Genomic DNA, 11,353 nt, shown 5'->3' on the forward strand with positions numbered 1-11,353 from the left:
TTCGCGGCCCGGCCGACGATCTAGCACAAGCGCAGCCCGAGCCAACGGCCCCCGCGCCGGAGGCGGCTACGCGGGCTTCTCCTCCAGGCGCGGGAACAGCACCGCGCCCTTCGTCACCGTCGTGCCCGCCGGCAGCAGGCCCCAGGTGCCCGCGTCCTGCACCCGCTGGTCCGACAGCGCGCCCAGCGCGGCGTCCGCGCCCAGCGAGTCCCACAGCTTCTGCGACGTCTCCGGCATCACCGGGTTCAGCAGCACCGCCACCCCGCGCAGCGCCTCCGAGGCCGTGTACAGGATCGTCGCCAGCGCCGCCTGACCGTCCGGGGACGTGTCCTTCGCGACCTTCCACGGCTCCTGCTCCGTGATGTAGCCGTTGACCTGCTTCACGAAGTCGAAGATCGCCAGGATCCCGCCCTGGAAGTCCAGCTCCTCGCCGATCTTCCGGTCGGCCTCGGTGACCGCCTTCGCCAGGCCGTCCCGTACGGCCTGCTCGGCGACCCCGCCGGACGTCGTCTCCGGCAGCGTGCCGCCGTAGTACTTGCCGACCATCGCCGCGACGCGCGACGCGAGGTTGCCGTAGTCGTTGGCCAGCTCGGAGGTGTACCGGGCGGAGAAGTCCTCCCAGGAGAACGAGCCGTCCTGGCCGAACGCGATGGCCCGCAGGAAGTACCAGCGGTACGCGTCCACGCCGAAGTGCGAGGTCAGGTCCTGCGGCTTGATGCCGGTCAGGTTCGACTTGGACATCTTCTCGCCGCCGACCATCAGCCACCCGTTCGCGGCGATCCTGCCCGGCAGCGGCAGGCCCTGCGCCATCAGCATCGCGGGCCAGATGATCGCGTGGAAGCGCAGGATGTCCTTGCCGACGAGATGGACGTCGGCGGGGAACGTCTCCTCGAACTTCCTCGGGTTCTCGTTGTAGCCGACGGCCGTCGCGTAGTTCAGGAGCGCGTCGATCCACACGTAGATCACGTGCTTCTCGTCCCACGGCACCGGCACGCCCCAGTCGAACGTCGACCGCGAGATCGACAGATCCTGCAGCCCCTGCTTGACGAAGTTCACGACCTCGTTGCGCGCGGACTCCGGCTGGATGAAGCCCGGGTTGGCCTCGTAGTGCGCGAGGAGCTTGGGGCCGTACTCGCTCAGCTTGAAGAAGTAGTTCTCCTCCTTGAGGATCTCCACCGGCGTCTTGTGGATCGCGCAGAGCTTCTGCCCCGCGAACTCACCCTCGCCGTCGAGCAGTTCGCCCGGGAGCTTGTACTCCTCGCAGCCCACGCAGTACGGGCCCTCGTAGCCGCCCTTGTAGATCTCGTCCTTGTCGAACAGGTCCTGCACGAACTCCTGGACACGGTCCGTGTGACGCTTCTCCGTCGTCCGGATGAAGTCGTCGTTCTTGACGTTCAGGTGTTCCCAGAGAGGCCGCCACGCCTCGTCGACGAGCTTGTCCGCCCACTCCTGCGGGCTGACACCGTTCGCCTCGGCCGTGCGCATGATCTTCTGGCCGTGCTCGTCGGTGCCCGTGAGGTACCACACCTTCTCGCCCCGCTGGCGGTGCCAGCGGGTGAGCACGTCGCCTGCGACGGTCGTGTAGGCGTGGCCCAGGTGAGGAGCGTCGTTGACGTAGTAAATGGGGGTGGTGACGTAGTACGCCCGCCCACCCTGCTCTTCGGATCCAGTGGCGGCCATGGTCGAAATCCTAACGGCCCGCCGCAGGTCCCTTCACCTCGGTTAAACCTGAGAGCGTGGCTGTAAACCTGAGAGTGTGCTTAAAGAGTGTGGATCCGGCACAACCTATGCCCCCGGCTGACGCATCTTAAGAAGGAGAGACGGCACGGATCGGGTAGATCGGGCGGGAAGGTTCATCATGCGGGTGCTGGTCGCCGAGGACGAGGAGATCCTGGCGGAGTTGATCGCCACCGGGCTGCGCCGGGCCGGTTTCGCCGTCGACACCGTCTACAGCGGGGACGCCGCCCTCGCCTATCTCGGGCTGCACGACTACGACGTCGTCGTCCTCGACCGTGACCTCCCCCGTGTCCACGGCGACGACGTCGCCCGCAAGCTCGTCGCCGACGAGTCCCGGACCCGGATCCTGATGCTCACGGCGTCGTCCTCCATGGAGGAGCGTGTCAAAGGGCTCGACCTGGGCGCGGACGACTATCTGGGCAAGCCCTTCGAGTTCCCCGAACTGGTCTCACGGGTACGGGCGTTGCGCCGGCGCAGTGCCCGGGCGTTACCGCCGACGCTGGAGCGGCGCGGTGTGCGGCTCGACACCGTGGGCCGTACGGCGGTCCGTGACGGCCTGGCCCTCGACCTCTCCGTCAAGGAGCTGACCGTGCTCCAGATCCTGCTGGAGGCGGACGGCAAGGCGGTGACCGCGCAGCAGTTGCTGGAGCGGGCGTGGGACGCGCAGACGGACCCGTTCTCCGGTGTCGTACGCGTCTGCGTGGGGCAGTTGGAGGTGAAGCTCGGCGATCCGGCGCTGATCCGGACGGTGGACGTGGACGGAGGGGGTTACGTGCTTTGACCGGCGCCATCAGAAAACGGATCGCCCTCGTCTACGGCGCGGTCTTCCTCGTCCTCGGCGGCTGTCTGCTCGCCGTCGTGAATCTGCTGTCCAGTGCGGGTACGGAGTCGGAGGCCGCCGAGATCGCGGCCCGCGTCGTACCGGCGCAGCCGCCCGCGTCCGGCAACGGCTACTTCCTCACGGAGGGGGGCCACCTCGCGCCCGTCACCGTCACCCAGCTCACCGACAACGTCAGCGACGCCGCCTCGGACGAGCTGCTGTTCTGGTCGGTGGGCGCGCTGGTGGTGACGGCGCTGTGCGCGGTCGGTGTCGGCTGGTGGACGGCGGGGCGGGTGCTGCGGCCCGTGCACGCCATGACGGCCAAGGCGCGGCTGCTCTCCGAGCGCAACCTCCACGAGCGGATCGGCTCCACCGGCCCCGACGACGAGCTGAAGGAGCTGGGCGACACGCTCGACGAGCTGCTGGGCCGGCTCCAGAAGGCCTTCGACAGCCAGAGCCGTTTCATCGCGAACGCCTCGCACGAGCTGCGTACGCCGCTGGCCACGCAGCGTACGGCGATCCAGGTGGGCCTCGCGGGCGCGGGCTCGCCGGAGGAGCTGGCCCGTACGAAGGAGATGCTGCTCGACAACAACCGCCGCAGCGAACGGCTCATCGAGGGGCTGCTGCTCCTGGCGCGCAGCGAGCGGGAGGTCGAGGACCAGGAGGAGGTCCGGTGGGGCGAGCTGGTGACGGAGGAGGCGGCGCGGCACGGTCTGACGGTGACGGTGGCGGAGCCCGGCGGCGTACGGGGAAACCGGGCGCTGCTGGACCGGCTGGTCGGCAATCTGCTGGCCAACGCGCAGGCGTACGGGAAGGGCGAGGTGACCGTCTCGGTGTCGGGGACGGCCCTGACCGTACGGAACAACGGCCCGCACATCGCCCCGGAGGAGATCGCGGTCCTCTTCGAACCGTTCCGACGTGGCGAGGGCCGCGACCGGATGGGTCCGGGCGCGGGCCTCGGCCTCTCGATCGTCCGCTCGATCGTGACGGCGCACGGCGGCACGGTGACGGCGGAGCCGGGCGGGGAGGACGGGGGGTTGGCGGTGCGGGTGAGGCTGCCGGGGTCGGTGGGGCGTTGACGGGGCGAGGTGCCGGGGCCGGTCAGAACCGGTGGACCTTCTCGCCGTCGGGGACTTGGTAGCAGCCGGAGACGAGCATCAGGTTGAGGTTCGGCGAATCGTCCTTCGCGAAGTACGCGATCTTGACGCTGTACTTCTTCTCGTCGTTGTCGGCCGTGAGGTTGAGGTTCTTGTTCTTGCTCGTGTCCCGCCCGTACTCGACGACTTTCCAGCCGTGCTTCGGCAGTTCGGTCCTGAGCCGTTCCATCACCCCGTCGAGCTGGTCGGCGGACTCCGGGGTGAAGGTCCACGGATGAAAGATCTTGAAGTACTTCTCCGGATCCTTGTCGCCACACTCCGAGACGCCCGGTCCGGTGTCGGACGCCTTTCCCTTGATGCCGATCAGGTCGTACAGCTCGCTGGAGATCTGCTCCGCCTTGTCGGCGGCGTCCTCCGAGTTGCTGGTGCCCGCGCTGGGCACGTCGTCGGAGTCGTCTGAGCTGTTGTTGTCAGTCATTCCGCATCCGGTGAGGGTGGTGAGGGTAAGGGCGAGGGCCACGAGGAGCGTGGACGCGCCCAGCTTGGTCTTCAAATCGAGGAGCTTCTTCCTACTTCGTACATCTGTAGCGGTCGGGCGGCGGTTTCAGTTCTGCGGTTTCAGTTCGGCGTTGTCGCCCTTGCCCGCCACCACCAGCCCCTGGTTCCGCAGGCTGTCGGTGTCTTCCTTCCAGTAGTCGCTGTGGCCTTCGGTGTCCGTCTGCAAGCGGTTCGCGCCGAAGCGTTCGTCACTCGGAGTCGTAAAGACGCCGTTCCAGTCGGTTCCCCCGTGCCCGAAGCGTCCGATGTCCGGGACGACATCCCCCTCGGCCTCCTGGTTCCAGACGTGCCCCTTCGGGACATCCATCTGATCGGCGTTGCTCACCTGCACGCCGGGACTGCCCGCGAAGATCACGTCGTCCACGTTCAGATCACCCTGCCGGGCCGCGGACCCGATGAGGGTCGTGCCGTACGAGTGGCCGATCGCCGTGCGGTGCGGGTCCGAATCGGCCGTACGCGAGGCGTCGAGGCCGTCGAGGAAGCGGTTGTAGGCCGGGGCCCCGTCATTCGCGTAGTGGCTGAACGGTGAGTCCTTGACGATGTCCTGCGGGGCGTCGTAGCCGAGCCAGGTGATCGTGGAGACAGAGCCGTTGCCAGCTCCGTCGGCCACACGCCACACGTTCTCCATCCGGCCGATGTCACCGCCGATACCGCCCAGGTTCGACGTCGTACCCGGCACATAGACCGCCTGGTGGTCGGCGGTGTCCGGATTGCCGTTGGCCACGATCGCCCGGCCGTTGCCCTCCGGGCTGAATCCGAGCAGGTATGCCTCGGGCAGCCCTCGCTCACCGGTCCTGTCGAAGCGGTCCTGGATGCTCCCCATGCCCTTGAGGGACTTGTTGAGCTGCTCGTACCGGTCCGCGTACTTGTTGTGCCACGCCATCCACTCGTCGGTGCGCACCTTGGACGGGTACATACCTGCGGTGATCCACGTCCACTCGTTGGCGGGCGGCTTCGGGATGGAGTCCAGCTCCATCTGGAGCCGGCCGCGCTGCTCCTCCAGGACGACGCGGTTCGCCTCGTCGCGGACGGTGGCGGGCAGCCCGTCGAGCGCCCCCACGGTGTCGGGCCGCAGCGCGAGCCACGCCGCCCGCTCCTCCGGGCTGAGCTTCTTCCACCACTCCGCGTTGGCCGCCGGGGTGCCGTCCTTCGGGGCCTGCGGGAGGGAGTCGAGATAGCTCTTGCCGGCCTCGCGGACCCCGCCCATGTCCGACTGCGCGTCGGACCAGTCCTGCTTGGAGACGGTCAGGTCGTCGTCGGCCTTCAGCGCGCGCAGCTTCGGCGCCCACTTGGCGTCCGCGTCGGTGGCTTCCTTCAGGGCGTCGGCGATCCTGTTCGCGTACGCCATCGCCCTGCCGTAGTACGGGTTCGGGTGGATGCCCGCCGCCTGCCGCTCCAGGGCGTCGGACGTGGGGCTGCCGCCGGCGCTTCCGGACACCGTGCCGCCCGGCTCGTTCTTCTCCTCGCCGGGCTTCTTTCCGGCGGGATAGCTGACCGAACCGTCCTGCCGCACCGTGCAGTTGTCGGCGCGGGCGTCCTCCATGGCGGCGTCCAGCTTGCGCTTGGCCGCCGCCATGTCGAAGGCGAAGCCGCTGAGCGCGGTGCTCACCAGGCCGCACTCGGTCTGCGCGTAGTGGAAGTTCTTCGAAAGGTTCCGCAGTTCCCGCAGGGCGGCCGTCGCCGCCTCGCCCTTCAGCCGGTTGGTCATGCCCGCGGTGATCCGGTTGTTGATCGTGTCCTTGGCCGCACTGGCCATGTCGCCGGTCGTCCGGTAGCCGTCGGCGGCTTCCTCGTACTCCGACGGCTTGAATGCCTTCAGCGTCGCGAGATCCATGACGGTGAGTCACTTCTCCTTCGGGGCCCGGCCGCCGACGGCCTCGGTGTCGGCGTACTTCACCTTGAGCTGGTCCAGGTCCGCGAGGACGGACCGGTCGGACTTCTCCAGATCGTGGCCCGACTTCTCCAGCAGCCCGCCGAGTTCACCGCAGCGGCGGCTCACATCGCCGACGTACTTCTTCCAGGAGTCGTACAACTCCTTCTGCACGGCGGCGCTTTGACACCCGGTGGTGTCACCGAGCCCGGCCTGTCCGTTCTCCAGCGTGGTCAACGCCTTGCCGATGTCGGCCTTGAGCCCGGTGACGCCCTCGCCGGCCGTGACCCATGCCTTCTTGTCCGACTTCAGGCGGTCCGAGGGCCCGCCGCCCCCGGGATCGGGCGCGGTCTGGTTGAGCTGCGTCTGCGTGGACCCACGGGCCTCCGCGTCGGCCTTGAGCCCCTCCCACTCGTCCCACGCCATCCGCACGCCCTCCCCGTCGCCGTGCTGCCCCGTTCCCGGGCGGCCCCGGGCGAAGGCGCCATGATCCCGGGCGCCGGGGATTGAAATCAAACGTTCGCGGTCAACGCACTTGGGGACGGGGTGAGTTGAGGGGCCTTCCGCCCTTCGGGATGGCACAGTCCCCTCACCGTCGGGTGCTGTGATTCGAAGCCGCCGGTGGTGTCGGCAAGGGCCTCAGAGATGAAGGCTAGGGTGCGTGCTCGTGGACGTCACCGATCTTGACTACCGGGCCCGGACTCGGACCGGCTGTATACCGCCGGAGCTGGTCTCGCGGCTTCTCGAACGCGGCTACGCCGATGTGGTGGAGGTGCAGGCCGGGCGCGGGGAGTGGTTCTGCGCGTTGGCGTGGGCGCGGTCGCTGGACGAGCAAGGTCGGCAGGCTGACGCGTGGGAGGTGCTCGCCCCGTACCTGGCAACCGGCTGGTGGACGGCCGTGCGAGCCGCAGCCGACCTGATGGAGAGCTGGGGCCGCATCGACGAGGCGATCGAGATCACTCGGGTCCGCATGGAGGCCGGCCACCCGATGGCGCTGGAGTCCTACACGCGCCTGCTCGCCCGGCACGACCGCGCCGACGAGGCGTTCACCCTGCTGCGACCGCACCTAGGTGAGCCGTCCCTGGCCGCGGCTCTGGTCGACGTCGCGGGTCCCGCCGGACGCGACGAGGAAGCTGCCGCGCTGCTCACCGTCCAAACCGAGCATCACTGTTCCGACTTCCCGTGGTGCTGCCGAGGCTTCGATCGCGACATGGCGATCGGACTGCTCGCCACCATCCGCGAGCGCCAGGGTCGCATCGACGAGGCGATCGCCCTGCTGCGTACCGGGAACATCACGCTGGTCGAACACCGTGAGCAATTGGCCGCGCTGCTGGCACGGCACGGCCGGCTCGACGAACTGCGGGCGGCCGCGACGAGTGATGACTCTGGGTTCGGCGTGCAACGGCTCGCGCGGTTGCTGGAGGAGCGCGGCGATGTGGAGGGCGCGGTCGCGGCATACCGGCAGGCCGACGGAGCTGTGGATCGAACATCCAACTCGGCTTTCGAGCTCGCGCGGCTCTTGGCCCGGCACGGCCGGGGGAACGAAGCCATCGTTGTGATGCGCGTCCAGGCCGAAGCCCACAACGGGGACGACTGGATCCTCCACGCTCTGTCCGGCCTGTACCTCGAACAGGGCCGCCCCCAGGACGGCCTGGAGCTCCTCGACACCCTCGCCGCCGCCCGCAGGGGAGAGGAGGAATGGGACCTGTACTGGATACGACTACCGCTGATCGCCGCCTGCAGCGGTGTCGACGAAGCGATCGCACAAGCCCGCTCCCACTCCGAAGGTGCCACCTCGTACGCGGCGCCGCACATCGCCGAGCTGCTCGCCGGCGCAGGACGCACGGAGGACGCAGTCGCCGTCCTCGAACAGCACGCCTCCGCGAACAGGCATGACCTGGCCGGCTACCTCATTGATCTCGGCCGCGTCGACGATGCCCTGGCCGTGCTCCAGCGTCGCACCCCCCAACCGCCCGAGTCTTGGGGTGGCTCGGGCCACGACGAGCCTCCGTTCTGAGGCCCTGCCCGGAGGAGTCAGCGCGCGGGGACCGCCCCGCCCCCCCAGACCTCCCGTCGGCGTCCAGACCGTGGAATTGGCTGGTCGGGCCGGGCGCGGGCCTGCTAGACAGTTTGTATGGACGAGGTCAGGATCCGTGCCGCCGGGCTCGGTGAGGTTGCCGCTCTGCTGGACTTCTGGGGCCGGGCCGCCGAGGGGGTCAGCATTACCGATGACGTGGACGGGGTCACCCGGCTCATCGTCCGTGACCCGGACGCCCTGCTCGTCGCCGAAGGGGACGACGGGGCGATCGTCGGCACGGTCATCGCCGGTTACGACGGCTGGCGCTGTCACCTGTACCGGCTCGCCGTCGACCCGAGTCTGCGGCGCCGGGGCATCGCCGCCGCGTTGCTCGACGCCGCGCACGAGCGCTTCGTCGCGCTCGGTGGGCGCCGGGCGGACGCGATGGTCCTGGACCGGAACGAACTCGCCCAGCACGCCTGGGCCGGCGCCGGTTACGAGGCGGAGGAGCAGTGGAGCCGCTGGGTCAGGCCGCTCGGAGGGCCGCGCGCAGGTGCTTGACCAGGTCGGCGGTCTCCTCGGGGGACGGCGCGAGGACCCCGTTCTCGGTCATGAGCGCGTGATACTGCTGCCGTTCCGGCGGCACCCCCGGCGGCAGGGCCGCGATGTGCCAGTGCAGATGGGAGTTGGCCTGCTGGCTGCCGAGTGAGAGCAGGTACGTACGCTCCGGCCGCAGCACGCTCTCCACGGCCAGCGCCACTCGCCGCACGACGAGCATCAGCCGGGTGTACGCGGCCTCGTCCAGGTCCCTGACGACGTGCTCGACATGCGCCTTCGGCGCGACGAGCACCCGACCCGGGAGAGTGGGCCAGCGGTCGAGGAACGCGATGTGGGCGTCGTCCTCGTAGGCCGCCTCGTGGCGGTAGTCCGGGTCCCCACCGAGAAACGCGCAGACGAAGCAGGGCCCGTTGCGGGCCCGTTCCTCGTACGCGGCGATGTCCATGTCCCTCTTCATGCGCGTGGGCCTCCCTTCGTCCTCACTTCGGCGGCAGTTGGGCGCTGATCGCGGTGTCGAGTTCGTCCATGGTCCGCCGGAAGGCGTGGTCGAGGTCGACGCCGTACCGATGGGCGAGGATCAGGACCGACCACAGGCAGTCCGCCAGCTCGTGCTCCAGCGCCTCGCGCCCGCCGCCGGGCACGTCGCGGGCACCCTCCTCCGCCATGACGAGCTTCGCGAGGTCACCCACGTCCCCGACGAAGCCGAGCATGAACTCCTCGCGCGTCCACACCCGGCCGCGGGTCCGCTCGTTCAGTTCGTCGTAGAGATCGTGGATCCGCAGTGCCCGGGCCTGTAACTCGTGTAGCTCCATGAGCGTTGAAGCCCTCCGTCCGCTCCGAGAGACTGGAGACTACGACTATGCCTTCTTCCTCCTCCGCCTCCGCGCGATTCGTCTTCATCGACCCCGACGGCACCGGCGGTGACTGGGCGCACGTCGTGGTCGAGGCGCCGACTGGAGTGTTCTACCAGCAGGAGTACGGCGGCACTTCGCGCCGGCAGGGCCAGGCGGAGGGCTACCTGGTCCCCGTGGCCGGGGCCTCGGCCGGAATCGACGCGCTCGCGGAACTCTTCGCGGTGTTCCGGGGCGGTGGGGCCGGAGGCCATGCCTGGGCGGAAACGGAGTTGGACGCGCTGCGGGCAGCCGTGGGGGCCGTCCGGTTCTGGGCCTGCGACGGCGCGGCCGAGACGCCGCACCCGCTGCGGCTCGACGAGTCCCGCCTGCCCGAGGCCGACGACGCGTGGCTTCCCGTGCGTACGCCCGACGGCCCCGGACTCCTGGTGTGGTCCCCCAGACGCGTCAAACCAGCGTGAGGTCAGGCCGGCCGGACACGTCAGTGTTCTCCGCCAGTCACCGTCGCCAGAAGAGGTGATGCACCACCCCACTCGGGCTCGGGATCTGCTCCAAATGAAAGCGGTCGACAAGGGCGTCGGGACTCGGCCACAGCCTTTCGCCGCGACCGATTTCGACTGGTGCAACGGCGACGTGCATCGTGTCGATGAGATCGGCGTCGAGAAACTCCCGGATCGTGGCGACACCGCCGCCGATCCGCACGTCCTTGCCCTCGGCGGCGTCCAATGCCCGCGCCAGCGCATCCTTCGGAGACGCATTGAGGAAATGGAACGTGGTGTCCCCCCGGGTGATCGAGGGTCGCTCATGGTGAGTGAGGACGAACACCGGCGTGTGGAACGGCGGTTCGTCCCCCCACCACCCTTGCCAGTCGTAGTTCTCCCACGGCCCCCGCTGCGGACCGAACTTGTTGCGCCCCATGATCTCGGCGCCGATGTTGTTGGCGAAGTCGCGAGTGAAGTAGTCGTCGAGACCGTAGGTGCCACCCGGTTCGGTCCGGGTGGGGGCGTGAGCGGTGGCACCCGACCAGGAGAAGAGCGCAACGTGATCGGCGTGGCCGAACGGGCGATCAAGGCTTTGCCCCTCCCCGGAGCCGTAGCCGTCGCTGGAGACATTGAAATTCTGAACGCGGACCAACTGTGTCATCGATTCCCCTTCCGATTGCAATATGCAACCGGTTGGCAATCTACCTAGACTGATCGCATGATGCAACCGGTTCCTCATGGCAAGCTCCCAGTACCCCCGGGCAAGTCCGGCTGTCCGATCAATATGACGATCGAGCTCCTCGGGGACCGGTGGAGCCTGATCGTCCTGCGCGACATCATGTTCGGCGGCATCACCCACTTCCGCGAGCTGCTCGCCGCGTCCATGGAAGGCATCGCGTCGAACATCCTGGCCGCCCGCCTCGCGAAACTCGTCGCTGCGGGCCTGCTCACCCGTGACGACGACCCGAGCCACCGCCAGAAGGTCGAATACCACCTCACCGAGGCGGCGATCCAGCTCGTCCCGGTCATGGCCCAGCTGGGTGCGTGGGGCGCCCGATGGTTGGATACGGCGCCGGAACTGACCGTGCGGGCCGAACTGCTGGCCGCCGGCGGCCCCCCGCTGTGGGAGCGATTCATGGCTGAACTCCGTGCCACTCACCTGGCCGGAGCGTCGATACCTGCAGATGGAGTGCTTGCGGAACTGACCGCCGCCTATCTCGAAGCAGCCGCTGAGCGCGGGGGCGAGACAGCCGGATAGACGGTGTGCCGCCGCTGAACCCGCGGCGGCAGTCCACTGAAAGCCGCATGACCCTCAGCGAACCAACGCGGTGCAGTACTAGGCGTCGGCGTGGGTGCCGGCGTA

The 11,353-nt window shown here is 68.8% G+C and carries 13 protein-coding genes; 6 read left to right on the forward strand and 7 right to left on the reverse strand.

What is annotated here, in order from left to right; translation table 11 throughout:
• Positions 1 to 66: 66 nt before the first annotated feature.
• Positions 67 to 1,680, reverse strand: coding sequence for a methionine--tRNA ligase (gene metG, locus ACFT9I_RS30755; RefSeq protein WP_382569628.1), 1,614 nt, complete (start codon positions 1,678 to 1,680; stop codon positions 67 to 69).
• 178 nt (positions 1,681 to 1,858) lie between these two features.
• Here metG and ACFT9I_RS30760 point away from each other — a divergent pair, with 178 nt between their 5' ends.
• Together ACFT9I_RS30760 and ACFT9I_RS30765 are read left to right on the forward strand one after the other, a co-directional pair.
• Positions 1,859 to 2,518: a response regulator transcription factor gene (locus ACFT9I_RS30760; RefSeq protein ID WP_382569630.1), complete on the forward strand. Its 660-nt coding sequence runs from the start codon at positions 1,859 to 1,861 to the stop codon at positions 2,516 to 2,518.
• A complete protein-coding gene (locus tag ACFT9I_RS30765) occupies positions 2,515 to 3,636 on the forward strand; it encodes a sensor histidine kinase (protein ID WP_382569632.1) in 1,122 nt (373 codons plus the stop codon). The genes ACFT9I_RS30760 and ACFT9I_RS30765 overlap by 4 nt, the downstream gene beginning before the upstream one ends.
• Before the next feature lie 22 nt (positions 3,637 to 3,658).
• Here ACFT9I_RS30765 and ACFT9I_RS30770 read toward each other — a convergent pair whose 3' ends face one another.
• From ACFT9I_RS30770 to ACFT9I_RS30780, 3 genes are read right to left on the reverse strand one after another with little or no spacing between them, the layout of a single operon-like run.
• Positions 3,659 to 4,207 (reverse strand): hypothetical protein, encoded by a 549-nt coding sequence (locus ACFT9I_RS30770; protein ID WP_382569634.1) that lies wholly within the window; start codon positions 4,205 to 4,207, stop codon positions 3,659 to 3,661.
• 51 nt (positions 4,208 to 4,258) lie between these two features.
• A complete protein-coding gene (locus ACFT9I_RS30775) occupies positions 4,259 to 6,046 on the reverse strand; it encodes an alpha/beta hydrolase (RefSeq protein WP_382569636.1) in 1,788 nt (595 codons plus the stop codon).
• Between the two features lie 9 nt (positions 6,047 to 6,055).
• Positions 6,056 to 6,508, reverse strand: coding sequence for a hypothetical protein (locus ACFT9I_RS30780; protein ID WP_382569638.1), 453 nt, complete (start codon positions 6,506 to 6,508; stop codon positions 6,056 to 6,058).
• A 241-nt stretch (positions 6,509 to 6,749) separates the two neighbouring features.
• Between ACFT9I_RS30780 and ACFT9I_RS30785 the strand changes: the two genes are divergently transcribed.
• Both ACFT9I_RS30785 and ACFT9I_RS30790 read left to right on the forward strand, forming a co-directional pair.
• Positions 6,750 to 8,099, forward strand: a complete 1,350-nt coding sequence (locus ACFT9I_RS30785) for a hypothetical protein (protein ID WP_382569640.1) — start codon at positions 6,750 to 6,752, stop codon at positions 8,097 to 8,099.
• A 117-nt stretch (positions 8,100 to 8,216) separates the two neighbouring features.
• The gene (locus ACFT9I_RS30790) at positions 8,217 to 8,660 is read left to right on the forward strand and encodes a GNAT family N-acetyltransferase (protein WP_382569642.1); all 444 of its coding nucleotides are present in this window, start codon (positions 8,217 to 8,219) and stop codon (positions 8,658 to 8,660) included.
• Here ACFT9I_RS30790 and ACFT9I_RS30795 read toward each other — a convergent pair.
• Positions 8,626 to 9,114 (reverse strand): HIT family protein, encoded by a 489-nt coding sequence (locus ACFT9I_RS30795; protein ID WP_382569644.1) that lies wholly within the window; start codon positions 9,112 to 9,114, stop codon positions 8,626 to 8,628. The two genes, ACFT9I_RS30790 and ACFT9I_RS30795, sit on opposite strands and share 35 nt — an antisense overlap.
• Before the next feature lie 22 nt (positions 9,115 to 9,136).
• Complete coding sequence (locus ACFT9I_RS30800; RefSeq protein WP_382569646.1) at positions 9,137 to 9,469, reverse strand: MazG nucleotide pyrophosphohydrolase domain-containing protein; 333 nt, start codon at positions 9,467 to 9,469, stop codon at positions 9,137 to 9,139.
• Between the two features lie 47 nt (positions 9,470 to 9,516).
• Here ACFT9I_RS30800 and ACFT9I_RS30805 point away from each other — a divergent pair, with 47 nt between their 5' ends.
• The gene (locus ACFT9I_RS30805; protein WP_382569648.1) at positions 9,517 to 9,969 is read left to right on the forward strand and encodes a DUF6210 family protein; all 453 of its coding nucleotides are present in this window, start codon (positions 9,517 to 9,519) and stop codon (positions 9,967 to 9,969) included.
• A gap of 37 nt (positions 9,970 to 10,006) precedes the next feature.
• Here the strand turns inward: ACFT9I_RS30805 and ACFT9I_RS30810 are convergent, their stop codons facing one another.
• A complete protein-coding gene (locus tag ACFT9I_RS30810; RefSeq protein WP_382569650.1) occupies positions 10,007 to 10,651 on the reverse strand; it encodes a dihydrofolate reductase family protein in 645 nt (214 codons plus the stop codon).
• A gap of 57 nt (positions 10,652 to 10,708) precedes the next feature.
• Between ACFT9I_RS30810 and ACFT9I_RS30815 the strand changes: the two genes are divergently transcribed.
• A complete protein-coding gene (locus ACFT9I_RS30815) occupies positions 10,709 to 11,248 on the forward strand; it encodes a winged helix-turn-helix transcriptional regulator (RefSeq protein ID WP_382569652.1) in 540 nt (179 codons plus the stop codon).
• The last annotated feature ends 105 nt before the right edge of the window (positions 11,249 to 11,353 follow it).

The sequence above is a fragment of the Streptomyces sp. NPDC057137 genome, from assembly GCF_042670825.1.
In the GTDB taxonomy this organism is placed as follows: domain Bacteria; phylum Actinomycetota; class Actinomycetes; order Streptomycetales; family Streptomycetaceae; genus Streptomyces.

Coding starts and splice junctions, on each gene's coding strand:
- metG (WP_382569628.1), bottom strand. CDS start 1,680: ATGGCCGCCACTGGATCCGAAGAGCAGGGTGGGCGGGCGTACTACGTC.
- ACFT9I_RS30760 (WP_382569630.1), top strand. CDS start 1,859: ATGCGGGTGCTGGTCGCCGAGGACGAGGAGATCCTGGCGGAGTTGATC.
- ACFT9I_RS30775 (WP_382569636.1), bottom strand. CDS start 6,046: ATGGATCTCGCGACGCTGAAGGCATTCAAGCCGTCGGAGTACGAGGAA.
- ACFT9I_RS30780 (WP_382569638.1), bottom strand. CDS start 6,508: ATGGCGTGGGACGAGTGGGAGGGGCTCAAGGCCGACGCGGAGGCCCGT.
- ACFT9I_RS30790 (WP_382569642.1), top strand. CDS start 8,217: ATGGACGAGGTCAGGATCCGTGCCGCCGGGCTCGGTGAGGTTGCCGCT.
- ACFT9I_RS30795 (WP_382569644.1), bottom strand. CDS start 9,114: ATGAAGAGGGACATGGACATCGCCGCGTACGAGGAACGGGCCCGCAAC.
- ACFT9I_RS30800 (WP_382569646.1), bottom strand. CDS start 9,469: ATGGAGCTACACGAGTTACAGGCCCGGGCACTGCGGATCCACGATCTC.
- ACFT9I_RS30805 (WP_382569648.1), top strand. CDS start 9,517: ATGCCTTCTTCCTCCTCCGCCTCCGCGCGATTCGTCTTCATCGACCCC.
- ACFT9I_RS30810 (WP_382569650.1), bottom strand. CDS start 10,651: ATGACACAGTTGGTCCGCGTTCAGAATTTCAATGTCTCCAGCGACGGC.
- ACFT9I_RS30815 (WP_382569652.1), top strand. CDS start 10,709: ATGATGCAACCGGTTCCTCATGGCAAGCTCCCAGTACCCCCGGGCAAG.